18 protein-coding genes are annotated in these 20,156 nt (G+C 35.0%); 4 read left to right on the forward strand and 14 right to left on the reverse strand.

The genetic code is table 11. From position 1 onward, the window contains the following. On the reverse strand, positions 1 to 2,612 hold a 2,612-nt coding region (locus Q1A01_RS02720), incomplete at its 3' end, for a PKD-like domain-containing protein (protein WP_299675615.1). Between the two features lie 732 nt (positions 2,613 to 3,344). Next, complete coding sequence (locus tag Q1A01_RS02725) at positions 3,345 to 4,241, reverse strand: FkbM family methyltransferase (protein ID WP_299675618.1); 897 nt, start codon at positions 4,239 to 4,241, stop codon at positions 3,345 to 3,347. A 303-nt stretch (positions 4,242 to 4,544) separates the two neighbouring features. Between Q1A01_RS02725 and Q1A01_RS02730 the strand changes: the two genes are divergently transcribed. Both Q1A01_RS02730 and Q1A01_RS02735 read left to right on the forward strand, forming a co-directional pair. Beyond that, positions 4,545 to 5,519, forward strand: coding sequence for a LamG-like jellyroll fold domain-containing protein (locus Q1A01_RS02730; protein ID WP_299675621.1), 975 nt, complete (start codon positions 4,545 to 4,547; stop codon positions 5,517 to 5,519). 80 nt (positions 5,520 to 5,599) lie between these two features. Next, positions 5,600 to 6,247 (forward strand): hypothetical protein, encoded by a 648-nt coding sequence (locus tag Q1A01_RS02735; protein WP_299675624.1) that lies wholly within the window; start codon positions 5,600 to 5,602, stop codon positions 6,245 to 6,247. A gap of 200 nt (positions 6,248 to 6,447) precedes the next feature. On the opposite strand, the gene Q1A01_RS02740 is transcribed toward Q1A01_RS02735, so the two are convergent. From Q1A01_RS02740 to Q1A01_RS02780, 9 genes are all read right to left on the reverse strand, one after another. Then, complete coding sequence (locus tag Q1A01_RS02740; RefSeq protein ID WP_299675627.1) at positions 6,448 to 8,820, reverse strand: TonB-dependent receptor; 2,373 nt, start codon at positions 8,818 to 8,820, stop codon at positions 6,448 to 6,450. Positions 8,821 to 9,168: 348 nt separating this feature from the next. Next, positions 9,169 to 9,570: an alternative ribosome rescue aminoacyl-tRNA hydrolase ArfB gene (arfB, locus tag Q1A01_RS02745; protein WP_299675630.1), complete on the reverse strand. Its 402-nt coding sequence runs from the start codon at positions 9,568 to 9,570 to the stop codon at positions 9,169 to 9,171. A 10-nt stretch (positions 9,571 to 9,580) separates the two neighbouring features. Beyond that, entirely contained in the window at positions 9,581 to 11,134 is a 1,554-nt protein-coding gene (locus Q1A01_RS02750) for a DUF4301 family protein (RefSeq protein ID WP_299675633.1), read from the reverse strand. After that, positions 11,131 to 11,691 (reverse strand): ATP-binding protein, encoded by a 561-nt coding sequence (locus Q1A01_RS02755; RefSeq protein ID WP_299675636.1) that lies wholly within the window; start codon positions 11,689 to 11,691, stop codon positions 11,131 to 11,133. The genes Q1A01_RS02750 and Q1A01_RS02755 overlap by 4 nt, the downstream gene beginning before the upstream one ends. After that, positions 11,652 to 12,281, reverse strand: coding sequence for a nicotinamide riboside transporter PnuC (gene pnuC, locus Q1A01_RS02760; RefSeq protein WP_299675639.1), 630 nt, complete (start codon positions 12,279 to 12,281; stop codon positions 11,652 to 11,654). Before pnuC ends, Q1A01_RS02755 begins: the two co-directional genes overlap by 40 nt. Further along, positions 12,265 to 12,525, reverse strand: a complete 261-nt coding sequence (locus Q1A01_RS02765; RefSeq protein WP_299675642.1) for a hypothetical protein — start codon at positions 12,523 to 12,525, stop codon at positions 12,265 to 12,267. The genes pnuC and Q1A01_RS02765 overlap by 17 nt, the downstream gene beginning before the upstream one ends. A 58-nt stretch (positions 12,526 to 12,583) precedes the next feature. Beyond that, positions 12,584 to 13,543: a carboxypeptidase-like regulatory domain-containing protein gene (locus tag Q1A01_RS02770; protein WP_299675645.1), complete on the reverse strand. Its 960-nt coding sequence runs from the start codon at positions 13,541 to 13,543 to the stop codon at positions 12,584 to 12,586. 27 nt (positions 13,544 to 13,570) lie between these two features. Further along, the gene (locus Q1A01_RS02775) at positions 13,571 to 14,284 is read right to left on the reverse strand and encodes a geranylgeranylglyceryl/heptaprenylglyceryl phosphate synthase (protein WP_299675648.1); all 714 of its coding nucleotides are present in this window, start codon (positions 14,282 to 14,284) and stop codon (positions 13,571 to 13,573) included. A 68-nt stretch (positions 14,285 to 14,352) separates the two neighbouring features. After that, on the reverse strand, positions 14,353 to 14,976 hold the full coding sequence (locus Q1A01_RS02780) for a 4'-phosphopantetheinyl transferase family protein (protein WP_299675651.1): 624 nt from the start codon (positions 14,974 to 14,976) through the stop codon (positions 14,353 to 14,355). Positions 14,977 to 15,036: 60 nt separating this feature from the next. On the opposite strand from Q1A01_RS02780, the gene ahcY reads away from it, so the two are divergent. Both ahcY and Q1A01_RS02790 read left to right on the forward strand, forming a co-directional pair. Next, the gene (gene ahcY, locus Q1A01_RS02785; protein ID WP_299675654.1) at positions 15,037 to 16,353 is read left to right on the forward strand and encodes an adenosylhomocysteinase; all 1,317 of its coding nucleotides are present in this window, start codon (positions 15,037 to 15,039) and stop codon (positions 16,351 to 16,353) included. A 108-nt stretch (positions 16,354 to 16,461) separates the two neighbouring features. Beyond that, a complete protein-coding gene (locus tag Q1A01_RS02790; protein WP_299675657.1) occupies positions 16,462 to 16,959 on the forward strand; it encodes a DUF6252 family protein in 498 nt (165 codons plus the stop codon). 97 nt (positions 16,960 to 17,056) lie between these two features. On the opposite strand, the gene Q1A01_RS02795 is transcribed toward Q1A01_RS02790, so the two are convergent. Genes Q1A01_RS02795 through Q1A01_RS02805 form a run of 3 tightly spaced genes read right to left on the reverse strand, consistent with a single transcriptional unit; the run spans position 17,057 to position 20,156 of the window. After that, positions 17,057 to 17,527: an Lrp/AsnC ligand binding domain-containing protein gene (locus Q1A01_RS02795; protein ID WP_089370008.1), complete on the reverse strand. Its 471-nt coding sequence runs from the start codon at positions 17,525 to 17,527 to the stop codon at positions 17,057 to 17,059. Between the two features lie 30 nt (positions 17,528 to 17,557). After that, on the reverse strand, positions 17,558 to 18,604 hold the full coding sequence (locus Q1A01_RS02800) for a hypothetical protein (protein WP_299675668.1): 1,047 nt from the start codon (positions 18,602 to 18,604) through the stop codon (positions 17,558 to 17,560). A gap of 10 nt (positions 18,605 to 18,614) precedes the next feature. Beyond that, complete coding sequence (locus Q1A01_RS02805) at positions 18,615 to 20,156, reverse strand: acyl-CoA carboxylase subunit beta (protein ID WP_299675671.1); 1,542 nt, start codon at positions 20,154 to 20,156, stop codon at positions 18,615 to 18,617.

A 20,156-nucleotide genomic window follows, 5' to 3' on the forward strand; every position in this document is an offset into this window, starting at 1 on the left:
GCTGAGATGTCTAAATCACTTGGTGTATATACTGGATTCTCTGCCGTGTCATCATCAAAACTACCACTTCCACTGGTGGTCCATAAAATCGTTCCATTAGTTGATGTTCCACCTGTAACTGTGTACATCTCATCTGAACAGATACTCGCTGTTGCTGGCCCTGCATCTACTTGAGAAGCGGGTTCTATAGTTATAGTAAATGTTTTTGGTTGCCCCTCACATCCAGCTGATGAAGTGGCTTGTACTGTATAGTCTACAGTTAAACTTGCATTTGTAAGATTGGTAAAAACATCATTCTCTATTGCAGTTGCACTAACTCCAGAGGTTATCACTGCGTTTGACCCTCCAGCAACTAGCCCAACAGATGGATTAATACTTACAAGTCTAAAAGCGTCAGCTGGAATACTAGAAGACGATACTTCTAAGGTTACTCCTATAGGGGTGTCACTACAGACTGTTGTATCTAGTGTATTTGATATTTCAGGTTCAGGAGCAACAGTAACAATTACGTCAAAAGTCTCTCCAGCACAGGCAGTAGGATTTGTTACTGTTAAAGAATATGTTATAATAACGTTATTCCCCGTCGTATTTATATAAGTATCTGTTATATTATCATTTGAAGCAACTGGTCGTCCCGTTGCCGCAGGCACATTAAGTTCATCTGAAGATGAAACTGTATACGATGGTGTTACCGAAGAAACACCAATATTTAAAGTCTCTCCAGAACAAACAGCTTCAGTAAAATTTGGAAATGGCGGATCTACAAGTGTTAAGACAACTTCTTCTCTTATTGGATTAGTACAAGGAATTGCTGTATTGGTAATTTCGGCAAAATAGGAAATGGTACCTGGAGTATCAAGGATAGGATTATTGACAATATTTCCGTTAGTTATAGCATCATAAAAGACAACACTTATATCTGGATCTAAACTTGAAATACCATCTCTAGCATCTAATTCTGCCCCTGGCACAAAACACTCTATTAGGTCTTGGATACTATCTACTGCTGGCTCATCAACAGTTATAGTAACTGTATCTGTTACTGTTGCACATGGGGAAGTAGCATTAGTAGTCAATGTTAGTACATACGTGCCAGCAGTTGTTGCTGTAAAATTTACAGTTTCTGGATTTGCTGTGGCTGTTGTAAGTGAGACGGCCCCATCGCCTGGATTTGTAGTTACTGTCCATGTACCAGTTGTTGCGCCTCCTCCTATGGTTGAATCAACTAAGGTATAACTGCCAAAGTCTATACATAAACTAATATCATTGCCTGCTTCTACTGTTGATTCTTCACTGATTGTAAGTGTTATTATTTCTTCTGTAGTAACATCAAAACATAAGCCCTGACCTGTAACTGTTTTGGTTAAAGTTATTGTACCTGCCGTAATATCAATATCACTAGGTGTATAGGTTGGGTTATCAACAGTTGTACTACTAAATACTCCAGTACCACTAGACGTCCAAGCTACAGTTCCAAAATCAGATGAACTCCCTGTAACGGTATACATTTCGTCAGAACAGATTTCATCAGTCATATTAATAACGCTGACTTCTGGTCCCTGAACAACTGTTAACGTAATACAGCGTTCTTCTGCACAACCACCTGGATCAATTATATTACATATTTCATACGTGCCTGGGGTTACAAAATCGTATATAACATTGTTTCCGCCACCACCAATACTCTGTCTAGGTCCTCCATCAATTGAAACAGTAAATTGTTGACCTGCACCAGATGCTGAAGGAATAAATATAGATTCTGCAGTACAAAAACTTTCACCATCTAAATCTAAAGCATCAACACCGTCTATTGTAAAAGCAAGTCCACCTATAGGAAACACAAAATAATCTATAAAAGCACAATTTGCAGAAAAAGCTGTACTATTTACCATTGGCCCCCCATTGTTTTGATTGTCAAATCCATCTACTGTTACACCGTTTACAACTACTGGGGTGACTTGAGAAAAGCTACAATTAGGGCTAGCTCCGCATCCTCCGGGGGTTGCATCTTCTTGAGGCCCTGCAGGCACATTACAAAAGTCACCTACAGTACCACCTGCACCACCAACATTACGTGCATCAAGAGTTAAACTAAAAATACCATCAGCAGCCTGAGCATTAAAAGCACAAGAAGAAACTGTAACGGTTAAGCAAATTGGTCCCTCAGAACAATCAGTGTTGATACCCGATTGGTCACCAGGGATTAAACCTATTTCATTCAGATTCTCATCTAATACTCGTAAACCTTCTCCTGATTGACCAAAATCACCACGACGACACACTCTTATTTCAATGTTTTCAGATACTGGAAGTACATCTGAGGCATTTGGTAAAAGAATATCAAAACGCCATTCTGGATTTTCTCCAGGACTACCATTGTTACCACCTCCACCAGTAATACAAGCTTCTTGACCATTTACAATAAAAGTATCTCCTTGTAATATTGCATTAACATTAACAATAGCATCAGGATTTCCTGGCCCGGAATTAGGACCAGTAGGAGGAAATTGTCCAGGGAATATTTGAGAATAAGCATTTACACTAAAAAATATAGAAAAAATCCATATCTGGCAACTAATAAACTTACGAAGGTTATTGTAATTTTTACTCATCTGGGTTGGTTTAGCTTGTAAGAATTTTAAAAAAATCCTAACATCAATATTAAAAACATATAACATTGATATTTAAATACATAAAGCTATGTTTTTAAATGGTAGAACAGTAAAATTAAAGAAAAATAATTTACAATGTGTATTTCATCGATTTAAAAATTCATTTCATCGATAATTAATTAAAAGATGTAAATCCGTTTGCGTTTATAGCATTAGAATAAAATTGAAGTATAAACACATGCATAAAAGAACGTGTTAATTTTAAAAAATAATCAACAAAAAAGGATTAATTGACAATTTTAATAACTTTTATAATGCCTTAATTATTACTAAAAACCTTTAAGAATTAAAAAAAATAATCAAAAACAACTCTTCTGAAATGAGGTATTATTGAATAACCCTTGATTCGATGACTAAGAGTGGGCATAAAAAAACGCCATTTTTTTAGATGGCGTTTTTTATTCTAATATTTTAGAACATTATCAAATCAAAAAGATAAAAGACAAGCATCTTCTAAATCTTTGGGAAGATTTAATTCCGCTAGTAGCTGATTGTTCAGATTTATCAGAGCAATATTTAGAAGATTGTTTTAAAATGTTCAAATCATCCAAGGGTTTGTAGGAGGCAGTTGTTTTCTTTACCAACCTTATATGAAGAAAAATGGTTAGCACTAAAACCTGCTACTATCTATAGGCTCTATTTTGAATTCTAGTTGTGTATACAACCTAAAAGTTACACAACAAACTCTTCTATAAGCGCTACCTTTTCTTTTGGAACAAAGAAGCAATTTCGTGCACCATTATCTTCTGTTCTTTGAATAGAAGATACTTTTGTGAGTCCAGTACCTGTATGATTATAAAAAGCATAGTCACGATCTATAAAAATAGCTTCAAGTTTATCTTCTATGACATTAAAAAGAGTTTCGCAAATTACGATAGGACGATGTGTGTCCAGTACTTTTTGAGCTCCTTCTAATATGAGGTATTCAGAACCTTCTGTATCTATTTTCATAAGATCAATAGTAGTTATTTTAGAAGAAGCTACATATTCATCAAGGATAACACTTGTTGCCTTTACTTTGGTATAGTTAAGTTTGTCTTTGCTAGTGGTAAGGTTATGTTCTCCTGAGAGATTATGTATGTTAGGAAACTTAGGATTGGTCACATTATAAAAATCCAATATGCCTGTTGTATTAGACAATGCTAAAGGCTCTATTTGAATACGCTCTTCTAAGTTGTTGATCTTACTATTTTCTGAGGCATATACCCTAGGACCTTCAGAAGGTTCAAAAGCAATTACTTGTAACTTGGGATTGAACTTTCCTCCTAGAATACTATAGTATCCAATATTGGTGCCTACATCCAAAAAAACATCTACCTTCTTTATCAGTTTGATGAAAATGGATGTAAACTCGAATTTTTCTGGTCCTTTCCAGAATAATTCACGTGTTAAAAAACTTGTTTGATTGGTTTTAAAATAAATTGGACCAACTTCCTTGAAATGAACTTTAATTTTTCCAGTGGGATAAATCTTAATTTTTGCTGGCAATATAGGCGCTAATACATAATTAATATTACGGATTAACTTATTGATTTTTGGGTGATATATTATTCCGTAAAATAAGTTCATATAAGATCTAACATAAAATTCTAGCGAAGATCGAAAGTACAAAATTTATCATGATATCAGGTTTTTATCTGATATAGTATTTCTTAAAAATAGTGACTCCCATTTGCTATTTGTAAATGTTACTGTGTACGCTTTCGCGAAAGCGTATATATGCTAAACTTCATACATAGCAGCATATCTCGTATATTTAGTGGTAATGTATACGGAGATGTAGTTGACTCACTGAAAAGTGCTATTCACTCAATGTATATTTTTAAAGAGTATTGAATGCCTATATTTACATAAGTATAAAATACGTTACCTATGAATAAACTAGTACTTATTTTCTTATTCACTTCTTTTATTGCTTTAGGACAAGATATCAATGAAAACTTACTTCTTCATTATACATTTAATAATACCTATGAAGATGCTACAGAAAATGAATATAACGCCACCAATTTTGGAACGACTTTTACGGAAGATCGGTTTGGAAATCCAGATGGAGCACTGCTTTTTGACGGTGTAAATGACTATATTAATTTCCCTAATATAGAAGCGTTAAAGCCAGAATTGCCTGTCTCTTTTTCTTTTTGGATACGTTATGATAGTGAAAATCCGAATGATAGAGATGTGTTTAATACTTCTTTTGAGGAAGATGTAAATACAGGGGTTTATTTTAATTCTCAGCAATCTACAGGTAATTTTGCTATAAACTATGGAGATGGCTCTAGTAGTTATACCTCTAATACTCGAAGAACCTATGTAAGCAATGTGCCTATTAATACGGGTACTTGGCAACATGTTGTTATCGTTGTTACAGCTCAAAATGATATGAAGATTTATATAGATTGTGAAGAAGAGGAAGGGGAGTATTCAGGACTAGGCGGAAATTTACAATATTCAAACACACCAGGAACGATAGGAAGACACGATAGGCAATTAGACAGTCCTGCAAATTACTTTAAGGGAGCTATAGATAATTTTAGGTATTGGGATAGAGCGCTTACCGAAGCAGAAGCTACGTTTTTGTGTGAGGAAGTGTTAGCGATAGATGAAGTGTCAACAACCGTTAATGAGACAACTTTATACCCAAATCCTACCGATGGGATTATCCATTTTAAAACGAATAATAGTGCATATGATACTGTTGTGTTATACAATAGTATGGGGCAAGTGGTTTTAAAAGAAGCTTATCAAAAGACATTAGATTTTAATAGACTCCCTAAAGGAATGTATTATATACATCTTATTGAAGATAATATTTCGCTTGAAATTAAAAAGGTGATTATTAAATAGCAGATATTTGCAAAAGAAGTGAAATATAACAATTCGTAATCTATGTTGTATTTTCGATATACTGTTGACACCCATTTTGCATGAATGCGATAAAAAAAATAGCAAGAAAATTTTCCTTTTCTTCAGGTTTACTTGAAACCTACTTCCTTTCTAAAAAATACCTTAAACCTAAGGGTTGGTTGTTAAGCAGGTATTTATACCAACCTGTACAAGAAGATGGACAACCCATACCTTGGGTAACTTATGCGTCTTTACATTTTATTAGTCAAAAACTAGAAAACACTTCTTTTAAGGTGTTTGAATATGGGAGCGGAAATTCTACCTTATGGTTTTCAGAACGTGTACAACACATTGTTTCTATAGAGCATGATATTACCTATTATGATATTGTAAAACGTAAAATACAATCACGTGCTAATGTTACTTATATGCTTGCCAATGTAGCAGACGATTATAGTAAAAAAATACTGGATTATGAAAATGAGTTTGATATTATTATTATAGATGGACGCGATCGCATTGCTTGCACTAAAAACAGTTTGCAGGCCTTAAATAACAGCGGAGTTATTATCTGGGATAATTCAGACAGAGAAAAATATCAAGAGGCATATGATTTTCTGGCTGAAGCAGGTTTTAAAAAAATTGATTTCAGAGGATTAGGCCCAATAGGTCATATAGAGTGGCAAACCTCTATTTTTTATCGTTCAGAAAATTGTTTTAATATATAAAATTATAAAAGCCTTGACACATACACATGCCAAGGCTTTTTTTGTAATATGACTTGTTTATGTTTTTAAGGAAACCTAACTGAAAAAAATACTTAAAAACACTTATTTTATATACGTCTTATCTATCCCTTTTAGATCACGGGTTCTTAAAAAAATAAATTCTCAGTGACGTTTACTTTCTATACAGCCAACTTCTAGTTTTAAAACCTTAACGTAGTTCCGATTAAAAAATTAGTACCCGCTTGCGGATAAAAACCAGCTCCTTCTATTGTTGTAATGACATTAGGGTCTGTAAAATTATCATCAAATGTGAAGAAGAACCCATTAGATATAAACTTTTCATCAAATACATTGTTTACTAATAAATTTAAGGTAATACCTTTAAAGAAAGCCACTTCTCCTAATTCATAGGTTACATTAAAGTCGTTTACAAAATAACTCTCTAGTAATGATACAGGACTATCTATATTTCCTAAGTATTGCTCTCCTACAAACTTTGATAAGAATTGTAGTGTAAGTCCTTTTACAGGAACATACTGAAGCGTATTACCTGCGACAACATCTGGAGAGAAGGAAATATTTGTATCTCCAAGGTTCTGTAATACACCATCTCTTTGGAATAAGAAATCTTTATTCTTATTGGTACTTATGGCAAGATTTGGATATACACTTAATTTTGGTGTGAGTTGCACCGCGGCTTCTATTTCTACACCTGCTCTATAACTCTGACCACTATTAGTACGTATAGGTGCTCCCACATCATCAATACCAGAAACAACAAGCTGATCGCGGAAGTCTAAATAATATCCGTTTATATTTAATTTTACTTTAGAAGTGTTGTATCTCCATCCTAATTCAAAATCATTCAAACGTTCTGGTCTAGGTGCTCCATTTTCAAAATCAGTACGGTTAGGTTCACGATTTGCTCTCGCATAACTTCCGTAAAACTGATTTTTCTCATCGAGTTTATAGGTAACACCAGCTTTAGGATTAAAGAAGCTATACGATTCGTCTACGATAAATTCTTGTACATCAGAATTAATTCCATCAGTTTCATAGTTGATAAATCTCCCTTGAAGATCTCCATACACACTCCACTGATTGTTTACTTTGTAGGTAGCTTTCGCGAAAGCAGAGAATTCCCCCTTATCACCTGTTCCAAAATAATAATTGTCACCTATTTCAGAATCGCCTGCAAAACGTGCCCAAATCACTTCACCAAAATGATCGCCATTATACTGACTCCAGTACAGTCCTGATGTAAAATCCCACTGTGTATCTTTATAATTGACATTGGCATTTACTACATAAAAATCATTGTCTAACCAACGACGGCGGATAATATCTGAAGTTTCAATAGTCTCACCACCAATCGTAATAGGAGAGATGCCATAAAAGCCTAGATCGTCATCTTCTTCATACTCCTCAAAGAAACCACGCCCATACGTATAGTTAAAACTTAGGTTGGTACTCCAGTTGTTATTATATCTCTGATTCCAGTGCACTTGGTAGTGATCTTGTCTATAATCATCTACTTGATTTTCGTGAAATCTAATATTTCCATTTTCGTCTGTAAACTGACCTGCAGGATTAAATGTTGGGTTATTTGCAGCGGTTTCTGCATCTACTCCAAACCAAGATTGATAGGTTACTTCAGATCCAGCAAAATTAATCACCTTGATTAAGGTATTATCATCTTTATAAGCCGCTTGAAGAAAGTATGATTTTAGATCTGATGAAGCACGATCTATAAACCCATCTGATTTAATTTGTGATAAACGCCCTGAAATTTCGATGTGATCATTTAAAAGCCCTGTGCTAAACTTTACATTATGACGTCTTGTTCCAAATGATCCAAATGAATGTGATGTACTTCCATAAGCTTCATCAGAAACGGCATCTGTAAGTATGTTTAAACTTGCTCCAAAAGCACCCGGTCCATTTGTAGAAGTTCCTACACCACGTTGTAATTGTAAGTTTTCTACAGAGGAGGTAAAATCTTGAAGATTGACAAAAAAGCTAGTTGCACTTTCTGCATCATTATAAGGGATTCCGTTAATAGTTACGTTTATTCCTTGATTTCCTGTTCCTCGTACTCTAAAGCCAGTATATCCAATCCCAGCTCCTGCATCTGAAGTTGTTACGACATTGGGAAGGAATTTGATTTGTGTAGCAATATCTTGCCCTAAATTACGCTCTGCTAGTTGTTCTTTACTCAAGTTAGAGTGTGTAATGGGAGAGTCGGCATTTACACGTACAGCACGTACCAGTACTTCGTCAAGTTTACCATCAAGTCCAAAATTAATATCTAATATAGCATCTTTCGTAACTCTAATAATATGCTCAATTTCTTGATCTAGAGCCTTAAAGATAAGTGTGTGAGAACCTCTTGATAATTCAATAAGATACTTCCCGTTCACATCTGTAATTACTTCATTTGTTCCTTCTTTTTTGGTTACAATTGCTCCTGAAATAGGGCCATTTAAATCACTTACTGTTCCAGAAACCGTGTAGGTTTGACCGAAACTAATCGCTGTACAGAGTACAAAAACAATAGATAGGATTTTTTTCATCCGTAATGTTGGTTTGTTAAGAATAAAAAGGGTAATTATTCTGGTTTTTATATAGCCAATACCCCATACAAACGTACGGATTTGAAGAGTCGCTTCTTTTTAGAGAAGCATCTCGCCGACAGAGTGCGTATATGAAAAGGAAGCCAGCGCGCCTGCTTGCTCCACATATATGTCTACTAGACATTTTTACTCGGTCGTCCCTAAACAGCATTATCTGTTCTAGGTTCAATGGGTATAATCTCAGCTTTCTTAATTGTAAAATTAATCTAGCACCCCTTTGAGATGATACAAAAGTACGATGTAAAAAAGAATAAAAGACAAGCGATTCGTAAAAAAATATTGATGTGATTAAAAATCCGGTTTTTTACGACTGGCTTTCTTCTCAGCATGCTGTTTCTTGGACTGTAATCGTTTTTCCTTTGAAGCGTAGGTTGGTTTTGATTTTTTGCGTTTTTTAGGAGGTATTAAAGCTTCTTCTAAGAGTTTAAAAAAACGTTTGATGACGTGCTCTTTGTTTTTAAACTGACTTCGTGTTTGCTCAGAAGCAAGGATAAGTATTTGCTCTTTGGTAAGGCGGTTGTATAGTTTTTCGCGCAAGCGTACTTTTTGGTCTTCAGAAAAAGCTAAAGAGTTTTCTAACGACCAATACAATTCTATACGCGTACTTGTCTTATTGACATGTTGCCCGCCAGGACCACTACTTCTGGTGGCTTTAAAGGTAAGTTCGTTACGAAGAAGGTCTTTGTTCACAATGGATATATTACTTCATCAAATGCGCAGGCTTGAGTAAGTCATTTACTGTTTTTACGGGATTGAATGTAATAAGAGGAACTTCTACAAAGATGGTATTCCAAAACGCCATAGCGCCATTCCAAAGACCAGGATGTTCTAGTGCTTTTATAGGTTTTCCTGCAACAGTTTTATGAGCGATAAATGCTGCTTTTGCATCTATAAATTTGGTAAGATCGTATTTTTTTCCTTTGTAATTTTTGACACCACACACAAGATCTACAGGGTTAAAATGAGTAGCTTTTGTTACAATACTTTGTTGATGTGGATTATTAGGATCTATTTGAACACTTTCTACAATTTGAAGGCTAATACGACCACTTTCATGCTTTACCCAAAAAGGCCCACCACCAGGTTCTCCCTCATTTTTTACCATCCCACATACGCGTATGGGTTTGTCAAGTTGTTCCCTGAGATACTCAATTTGATATTTTTGAGAGAATTTTTCAAAATCTCTCGCTAGTTTTAGACTAAACTCATTCTGTAGGAAATGAACAATTTCTAAAATCTCTTTCTCAGAAATTTCGTGATCATCCATTTGTTGTAAGTAAGAAAAAGCCCGTTGCTGTAGTTTTAAAAGTTTTCCAGCAAGTACTTTTTTATAATAAGCAACTTCCTTCTCATAGGTATGTACAACGACATTATCTATATTTTTTATAAAAACAATATCAGCTTCTTGCTCATTAAGATTTTGGATTAATGAGCCATGACCTCCGGGTCTAAAAAGCATGCATCCGTCTTCTTTTCTAAAAGGCTCATTGTTTGTGGTTACTGCGATGGTATCTGTAGAAGGAGATTGAAAAGAATAGGTAATGTCAAATTGTGTTGCTGTTTTTTCTTCTATACGCTTTTGTGCTTTGGCAAACTGAGATTTGAATTTTTTATAGTGTGCTTTTGAAATCGTAAAGTGTAATCTGGCGGTGCCTTTTGTTTTAGCATAGAGTGCTGCTTCAAAAAGATGTTCTTCAAAGGCAGAGGCATTATGAGATTTGTATTTGTGAAATGGAAAAAGCCCTTTGGGTTTGTTTCCAAAGTTAAGACCTTCTTCTTCCAACATCATTTTTACAAACCGAATACGATTTACATCTACATTGGTTTGATGCTTTTTACCGTACGTTTTTTTAAGCCTTTTACGAACTTTTTTATAAAAAGGAAAACTGTCTAGACCTACAAAAAACAGCCGTAAATCTTGTGCTTGTTTTCTATTAATGTAAGCATTTACAGTTTCTTTGGAAGAATCATAGTCTTCCATAAATTCAAATAAAAATTTGAACATACGAGTTGCGGCTCCGGAAGCAGGGATAAATTTGAGAAGGTCTAATGATTCTTTTTGCGCTTCAAAATAAGCGATAAATGTTTTTTCTTCTTCTTGTGTATAGGCATAGATACCATGACCAATTATTGCGGGATCTCTTAAGTCTATATACGGTAATCCCTGTTTAAACAGTTCAATCTGGTTATGTACTTGTTCTTGAGTAATTCCTTTGTGTAAAAGTGCTTCGGTATCTTTTGGTGTAAAATTCAAGGCATTAATTTGTTTATCGTTTTTGTAGCAAGTTGCATACGCTCTTCTACTGAACCTTTTAACAAGATATATGGTCTGTTATTGTGTTCTAACGCATTTTTAAAATGATCAAACATCTCTTGCCTTCGTTCTGGACGATCTCTTAAATCGTCTGCTTGCCAAGGCGTATCAATGTAGGTTAAAAGATACAAATCATAAGTATTTATTAGGGCATATTTTGTGAGTAAATTTGGAGACCAACCTTCATAATAAGCTTCGCTATAGACTTTGGTAGTCAATAAATCGGTATCACAAATAATCATAGAAGGATTATTGAGTATTGCTTTGTTTTCAAGCTGCATTTGTCCAGCTGCAATAGGTAGTAAATCTTTGGGCCTGCAAATTTTTTGTTCTTCGTCCCATAGTTTTTGAAGGTATTCTCTAGCATATTCAGGTACTAAGGGAGCATTATAATGCTGGGATAGCTTTCGCGAAAGCGTACTCTTCCCACTACTCTCTGGGCCAAAAAGGCAAATTCTTATGCTGTTGCTGGGCTGTTGTCTAAGTGTTTCTTCCACGCGATATGGCCTTGAATGGCTATGATTAGTAATATAATAAATTGAATACCTGTAAAGCCTAGTCCTTTTACAAAATACAAAGGTATAGATATGATGTTTGCTATAATCCAAAGCGACCAATGCTCTAACTTTTTATTTGCCATCAGCCACATGGCGGCAAAACAAAGACCTGTAGTAACAGTATCTATATAGTCTGTCCACTTATCAAACTTGTTTTCGTAAAGATAAATAGCTACTACAAATAGCGCTGTTGAGATAAAGATAATGAGGGCTTTTCCAGTATCTTTTTTAGACATACGAGAAATAGCTAATGGTGTTCCATTTTTTATTTGTAACCAGGTATACCAGCCATAAATACTCATTAAGGTGTAATAAATGTTAATAATCACCTCGCCGTATAATTCAAAAAAATTACAGAGATACACAAAGATCACAGTACTTATTATTCCTAAAGGATATACGAGAATGTTCTCTCGTTTTCCAAACCAAACACCTACCACACCAAAAATGACAGCAATTATTTCTAATATTATGTTTAAGGTTGTGGCCTCTTGGTAAGGTGCTAAGAAGAAATCAAAAATCTGGGACATAATCGCTACGATCTGTTTTAACAATTTTTAGTTGAAATAATCCAATATCTATATTGGAAAAGCTTTCTTTTATTTCTTTGGTAAGCATGTGCATCACTGCATCATACTCTCCGTATACTTGAGTAGATAACGGATTTTCTAATACGGTAAGACCTGAAGCTCTTAGTTGTTTGATAAAAGCTGTAATGGGAGGTTCGTAATTGTCTTGTAAAGGCGTAAAGGTAAGTTCTACAGATATATTCATGGTATTCCCGTGAAAACGGGAATCTCACCCGATTGCACTTATTTTTTATTAGTATTAGTTATTCTTCAAATACGTGAAATGTGGCTCCCATTCCATAATTACGAGAACCTGATTTAATAAGATTTGAATTTTCGTTGTATGTTTTATCAAATACTTGCCATTTCTTATTGTTTAAGAAAATACGACGCACATATGTTTTTTGATTGCTTAGTTCGTTGGTAAATGGCAATAAGGGTCTAAAAGCGGTTGATATTTTTTTAACACCGCGTTTTGTTGGGATTTCGCGGTATTTTTTTGACTGAATTAACTTCCCCTTATCATCTGCATATCCTAATACTTGAAGTGAAGCAAAAATACCTTCTTCAGGAATAAAGATTTGTTTGGATTGAATATTGAGTTCAAATACTTTTTCAGCCTCTTGATTGATCGCAAAAATGATTTTTTCATGTGCTATTGCTTTGCCAGGTAATCCGTTGTCATTTTCATAAAACTGAATTCTAAAGATAGTAGCAAACTTCCCTTTTCCTTTAGACTTATATTTTGTTTCTGCATTTATGGGAAGCATGAGTTTTGCAATACGAGTAGACTTTCCTTCATATCGATTAAAAAGTACGGCTACTTCGCTCTCTACAGTAGGTAACCAAGAGGTATGAATATCTTCGTGGGTGATCTGTTTTTTCTTTTTGGTTTTATATTTCCCTCGTTTAGGAGCGGTTACAATCACTTCAGAAAGCTGACTCGCTTCTGGTTGTAATGCAATAATTGCAGGGATATTATTGGTGCTAAATCCTTCTTCTTTAAATCCAATTGCCGAAATATGTAACGAATCGATATCTGCATATTTTGCTTTCGGGAAATCAAAGACGCCGTCTTCACCTGCAAAGGTACCTTTGCCATCTCCAAATGAAATGGTGGCAAAAGAAACAGGAGTTTTTGTTTCGGCATCTATGACCTGAAATTTTTGAGCAAATGCAGTAAGTGGTATGAGTAGGAATAAAAGGGCAATGTGTAGTTTCATACTATAAAAATAGGACTTTCTAAGTGATTAAAGGGCATTCCAAGTATCCTCTTCAAAAGCAGTGCCAATAACGACCATGGTTGCTCCAGCATCATAAACATCTTGCATTACTTGTTCAGAGCGGATACCTCCGCCTACTAATAAAGGAATTGTTATGGCTTCTCGAACGGCTTTGATAATCGCCAAAGAAACAGGTTTTTGAGCCCCACTTCCTGCTTCTAGATAGATGCATTTCTTGCCTAAATACTGTCCAGCAAGTGCGGTGCTTACAATGGCAGGGATATCATTTTGAGGCATAGGTGCCGTATTGCTTACGCGTTGTACGGCTGTTTTTTTGCCGCCGTCTATAAGAATATACCCCGTAGGAATGACTTCTAGATTGCTTTTCTGAATAGAAGAAGCGCCTTTTACTTGTTGTCCAATTAGATATTCCGGATTGCGTCCAGAGAGGAGTGATAAAAATAAAATACCATCGGCTTCAGGTGTAATTTGGGTATAATCACCAGGAAATAGCATTACTGGCAATGTAGAAAGTTCTTTTAATATATGTACCACCGCTTCTATGTGTTGCGAGGCGTTAGAACTGCCTCCTACTAAAAAATGGGTGGCTTGGGATGGGATTTTTTCTAGGTACGCTTTCGCGAAAGCGTACTCAGTCACAAATTTATCAGGATCGATAAGAATCGCTAGTAAGGATTTTCCTTGTACTTGGGCAGTGTGTATATCTTGGTACAGATTCATCTGCGGCGAAAATACGGAATAAGCTTCATACAGATTTAAGTTCTAAACCAACAATCATTAATCCCTAATCAAAACGCATACACACACGTAAAACCTTCAAATTCTAGAAAAAAGATATTATAGGAAGAAGTTTTGGTATTATAGGTGACACTTGCGGTGGTTTTTGCGTCATCAAAGTAGAAATCTTGTACATCAATATGTTTTAAAAAACTCAACCCTTCTTGAGCGTACAACTTATATAAAGACTCTTTAGCACCCCATACGATAGTGAGTTTTCTAACAATAGCTTCGGTATTTGCAAGTGTTCTATATTCTTCAAGGGGTGTGAATTTATGTGCAATACGCATTATTTTATCACGTTGCATTTCTATATCAATACCCACTTCTTGATCACTCACAATAATTCCTGAAAAGGTAAAAGAGTGTGTGATAGAAATACATTTACCATCTTTAAGATGCGGTTTTCCTTGTGCATCGTAATACAAATCAAAATCAGTATACCCAGCTTCGGCTAGTAAATGGCGTACACTCATAAAGCCTCGTTGGTGTAATTCAGACTTCATTCCATCTACACGTTGCTGGCAGTGATCGGTGAGTTTTATATTTCGCGAAAGCGTAGAAATATCCTCTTCTATCTTCCAAATATAGACGGTTGTATGTGGGTTTATTGTTATTGTTTTGTAAAGAGGCATGAGAACTGTAAGATATTACGTAATTTTGCACGCAATTTGCTATAATCAAAGATACTAATAATGAGTACAAAAACAGCACCGTACGTACCGTACAAAGTAAAAGATATTTCATTGGCAGCTTGGGGCCGTAAAGAAATTGAGCTTGCAGAAGCAGAAATGCCAGGATTAATGTCTCTTCGTGAAGAGTATAAAGATGAGCAGCCTCTTAAAGGAGCGCGTATTGCTGGATGTCTTCACATGACGATTCAGACAGCCGTATTAATTGAAACATTACAAGCATTAGGCGCTGAGGTAACTTGGAGTTCTTGTAATATATTTTCTACACAAGATCAGGCAGCAGCAGCTATAGCAGATGCTGGAATTCCAGTATATGCTTGGAAAGGAATGAATGAAGAAGAATTTGATTGGTGTATCGAGCAAACACTTTTCTTTGGAGAAGATCGTAAGCCATTAAATATGATTCTTGATGATGGAGGAGATCTTACCAATATGGTTTTAGATCGTTACCCAGAATTAGTAGGTGATATCAAAGGACTTTCTGAAGAAACAACTACAGGAGTTCACCGTTTATACGAGCGTATGAAAAACGGAACACTTCCTATGCCTGCGATTAATGTAAACGATTCTGTTACAAAATCGAAGTTTGACAATAAGTATGGATGTCGTGAGAGTGCAGTAGATGCTATACGTCGTGCTACAGATACTATGTTAGCAGGAAAACGCGTTGTAGTATGTGGATATGGTGATGTAGGAAAAGGTACTGCTGCTTCTTTTAAAGGAGCAGGTTCTATCGTAACTGTTACTGAAATTGATCCTATCTGTGCGTTACAAGCCGCAATGGACGGTTTTGAAGTGAAAAGACTTGAAAATGTAGTAGGAAATGCAGATGTTGTCATTACAACAACTGGAAATAAAGATATCATTCAAGCACGTCATTTTGAAGCAATGCGTGATAAAGTAATCGTTTGTAATATTGGTCACTTTGATAATGAGATCGATATGGCTTGGTTAAATGATACACATGGAGCTACAAAAGATGAAATCAAACCACAGGTAGATAAGTATACTGTAAACGGAAAAGATATCATCGTACTTGCAGAGGGTCGTTTAGTAAACTTAGGATGTGCAACAGGACACCCAAGTTTTGTAATGAGTAACTCATTTACAAACCAAACACTAGCACAAATAGAGCTTTGGAATAACAGTGATAACTATAAGAATGAAGTATATATGCTTCCTAAGCATTTGGATGAAAAAGTGGCTGCTTTACACCTTGCACGTCTTGGAGCAGAGTTAGAAACACTTCGTCCAGATCAAGCTGAGTATATTGGAGTAACTGTAGAAGGACCATTTAAGCCTGAGTATTACAGATATTAATCTGAATATAAATATACACTCGCTTTCGCGAAAAATTATAAAAAACCCATACACTCGTATGGGTTTTTTGAACAAAACAACGTTTAATTTTTAATACATTGATTTTCTATGAAAAATGCTTTTTTTAAATGCACATTATTACTTTTTGCATTCGTACTAGTAGCTTCTTGTAGTAGTGATGATAGTGGCCCAGCCGAAGCGCCTCCAGTAAAACTTAGAGCTTCTGTTAATGGCACAAACATAAGAACAGATAATGTGACAGCAACCCTTTCTAACAATGGAAGAAGGTTGTCTATAGTAGCGCCTACAGAATTAGGGCAGCTTGTTATTACTATTGGTTCTAATGATCCAGATGCTCCTGAAATAACAGCACAAACATATTTGGTAGATGATACAGGAAACGTAGAAATTAGAATTTCTTCAGCAGATAGTAATTTTACATCTACTCCAGAACTAGGCGGAGGTGTTACAATTTCTGAAATAAATACGCAAGAAATGACCCTTTTTGGTTCTTTTGCAGGAACTATTGTAAGTGCTTCTGATAGTGATAGTATCTTATCAATAACGAATGGAGCACTTTTTAATGTGAACTTCATAGTGCAATAATATACTACAGGTATTGCCTTTAGATTAAAAACCCCACTTCAATGAAGTGGGGTTTTGTATTTTTAAGAGTATACGATACCCGTAGACTGTTTTAAAACTATATCTTAATCTGTCTGTCTATTTGTTGATCTAAAGAAATAAAGGTTTCTGTTCGAGAAACGCCATCAATCGCTTGAATTTTTTTATTTAGTAAATTCATGAGGTCCTCATTATTCTTACATAGAATTTTAATAAGAATAGACCAGTTTCCAGTTGTATAATGACATTCTATTACTTCTGGAATATCTTCCAGCTGTCGAACAGCGCGAGCATTATTTGCAGCCCTATCCAGATACACTCCTATAAAAGCCATAGTACGGTATCCTAAAACTTTAGGGTCGATGATAAATTTTGATCCAGCTAGGAGACCTGATTTTTCTAGTTTGCGTAATCGCTGATGGATTGCTGCTCCAGAGATACCTACTTTACGTGCAATTTCAAGAATAGGTTTACGTGCATCTTTCATAAGTTGACGCAAGATGATCTTGTCTATTCCATCTATGATGAGTTCGTCGTTTTTAATTTTCAAATCAGTCGTATTTTAAAATGGGTTATATGTTTATGATAAACAACTTTTTACTATAATCAATATTAAAGCAATACTTACAGCTAAGAGTATTAGCTGTGTATTATCAGATAATTTAGGTTTGTTGTTTAATAGCTTGTTTTTGAGATTATTATTTAAATAGTTGGCTTTAATAAAAGTACGTAAATTACTATTTGGTTTTGTTAATACTTCATCAAAATTAAATCCTTCTTGATGTAAACTTTCTAAAATTGATTTTGTCTGCCAAGGGAAAAGGATAGTTGATAGCTTATTTATGTCAAATGTATAATTGGTCATATCATTTTCTTGGCGCGTAATAAAAACAATATTAGGCGCAATGCCTACATTTCTATATGCTAAAAGCTTATGATGTCCGTCTAATATATAATAAGGGCAGTCTCCACTTTCCATTGTATTATTGTCTTCACTGTAAATAACGGCAAAAGGTCTTTCTCCTTTATTGATTTTATCTACATAGTGTTTGATTCTTTTATGATTAATATTATTATATGGGATTGTTGAAAAAAAACATTCACCATAAGTGTCAATTTCCCAAAAACCACCTAAAGTGACAGAGCTATATTCTAAAATGCTCTCTTTATGTTGGTTTTCGTTCTTGGTTTCTTTTATATACTCTTTATATTTTTTTTTGATTTTATCAGTAACCTGTATAGCACTAATCATTTTGTTAAATACAATATGGAAGCTTTTATACCTTATTTCTTTTGAATTATGATATACTTCATATCGGGCATCTTTTACAAAACCCATAGAATAGTTGCCATTTTTGAATAACTGAAATAACGATTTTAATTGAGAATGTAAATCTTTTATATTCTCAGCGTAATTAGTATTAAAGTCAATTAGTTGTAATTTTTTTTCGACTTCATTTCTATATTCTAAATTGAAAGCTAATGATGTGAAATAGACATCTTCAGATTCTTGATGAATTTCTTTCCATACAACAGATAAGGGATCATCATTATATCTAAAATAATTAGCTATAGAATTTAATTCAACAGATATAATATTTTTACCGTCTTCAATTTTAAAAATCACTATTTATCATTTACAATGGAATATTCCCATGCTTCTTTTTAGGAAGTGTTGCTTTTTTATTCTCTAACATACTAAAGGCTTTTATTAATTTACGTCTAGAATGCTCAGGAAGGATCACCTCATCTATAAATCCACGTTGTGCTGCTCGGTATGGGTTTGCAAACTTTTCTGCATATTCGTTTTCTTTTTCCAATAGTTTTTGCTCTGGATCATCGGCTGCTTTGATCTCTTTTCTAAAGATAATCTCACTAGCTCCTTTAGCACCCATTACTGCGATTTCGGCACTTGGCCATGCATAGTTAAGATCTGCTCCAATATGTTTAGAGTTCATTACATCGTAAGCGCCTCCATACGCTTTTCTTGTAATAACAGTTACTCTAGGCACAGTGGCTTCACTTAATGCATATAATAACTTAGCACCATGTGTGATAATTCCATTCCATTCTTGATCTGTTCCAGGAAGGAATCCAGGAACATCTACCAATACCAATAATGGGATATTAAAGCAATCACAGAAACGTGTAAAACGAGCTGCTTTTTTAGAACTATTTACGTCTAATACACCTGCTAAAAACATAGGTTGATTTGCAATAATACCAATACTGCGTCCTCCTAATCTTGCAAAACCTACAATAATATTTTCTGCATAGTCTTTATGTATTTCGTAAAAAGAGTCTTCATCTATAATGCCTGTGATGACCTCATGCATATCATACGGTTTGTTTGCACTATCTGGGATGATTGTTGCCAACTGATCACGCACTTCATCTTGCAATGTAAATGGTAATTTCTTTGGCGCCTCTTTATTGTTTTGAGGTAAATAACTCAACAATGTTTTTAAATCTTCAAGGCATTGCGCATCATTTGCAGAGGTAATATGAGCCACACCCGATTTTGCAGAATGTGTACTCGCACCTCCTAACTCTTCTGAAGTAACTTCTTCATTGGTTACTGTTTTTACTACGTTAGGTCCTGTTACAAACATATAACTAGTATCCTGAACCATCATGGTAAAGTCTGTCATGGCTGGTGAATATACAGCACCACCGGCACAAGGACCCATGATAGCAGAAATCTGTGGAATCACCCCAGAGGCTTGTACATTTCTGTAGAAGATATCTGCATATCCTCCAAGAGAACGAACACCTTCTTGTATACGTGCACCTCCAGAATCATTAAGTCCTATTAAGGGAGCGCCAACTTTCATAGCGAGATCCATGATTTTGCATATTTTCTCTGCGTGTGTCTCTGAGAGCGCTCCTCCAAACACTGTAAAGTCTTGTGCAAAAAGATAAATCAATCGTCCGTTTACAGTTCCATATCCTGTTATTACACCATCCCCATAATAGATTTCTTTTTCCATACCAAAATCTGTAGTACGGTGGGTAACTAGAATGCCAATTTCTTCAAAAGAACCGTCATCTAATAGATAATGAACACGTTCTCTTGCAGTTAATTTTTTCTTTTGATGTTGTCTCTCAATACGTTTTTCGCCACCTCCTAGATGTGCGAGTTCAATTTTTTCGTTGAGTGCTTTTATTTTTGAATCCAT

The organism is uncultured Dokdonia sp., from assembly GCF_947492815.1.
Classification (GTDB): Bacteria; Bacteroidota; Bacteroidia; order Flavobacteriales; family Flavobacteriaceae; genus Dokdonia.

What these genes read in the sequence shown, in the direction of transcription:
- Q1A01_RS02725 (WP_299675618.1), bottom strand. Translation starts at nt 4,241, where the DNA reads ATGAACTTATTTTACGGAATAATATATCACCCAAAAATCAATAAGTTA.
- Q1A01_RS02770 (WP_299675645.1), bottom strand. Translation starts at nt 13,543, where the DNA reads ATGAAACTACACATTGCCCTTTTATTCCTACTCATACCACTTACTGCA.
- Q1A01_RS02805 (WP_299675671.1), bottom strand. Translation starts at nt 20,156, where the DNA reads ATGGATTCAAAAATAAAAGCACTCAACGAAAAAATTGAACTCGCACAT.
- Q1A01_RS02740 (WP_299675627.1), bottom strand. Translation starts at nt 8,820, where the DNA reads ATGAAAAAAATCCTATCTATTGTTTTTGTACTCTGTACAGCGATTAGT.
- Q1A01_RS02780 (WP_299675651.1), bottom strand. Translation starts at nt 14,976, where the DNA reads ATGCCTCTTTACAAAACAATAACAATAAACCCACATACAACCGTCTAT.
- Q1A01_RS02790 (WP_299675657.1), top strand. Translation starts at nt 16,462, where the DNA reads ATGAAAAATGCTTTTTTTAAATGCACATTATTACTTTTTGCATTCGTA.
- Q1A01_RS02775 (WP_299675648.1), bottom strand. Translation starts at nt 14,284, where the DNA reads ATGAATCTGTACCAAGATATACACACTGCCCAAGTACAAGGAAAATCC.
- pnuC (WP_299675639.1), bottom strand. Translation starts at nt 12,281, where the DNA reads ATGTCCCAGATTTTTGATTTCTTCTTAGCACCTTACCAAGAGGCCACA.
- Q1A01_RS02735 (WP_299675624.1), top strand. Translation starts at nt 5,600, where the DNA reads ATGAATGCGATAAAAAAAATAGCAAGAAAATTTTCCTTTTCTTCAGGT.
- Q1A01_RS02730 (WP_299675621.1), top strand. Translation starts at nt 4,545, where the DNA reads ATGAATAAACTAGTACTTATTTTCTTATTCACTTCTTTTATTGCTTTA.
- Q1A01_RS02765 (WP_299675642.1), bottom strand. Translation starts at nt 12,525, where the DNA reads ATGAATATATCTGTAGAACTTACCTTTACGCCTTTACAAGACAATTAC.
- ahcY (WP_299675654.1), top strand. Translation starts at nt 15,037, where the DNA reads ATGAGTACAAAAACAGCACCGTACGTACCGTACAAAGTAAAAGATATT.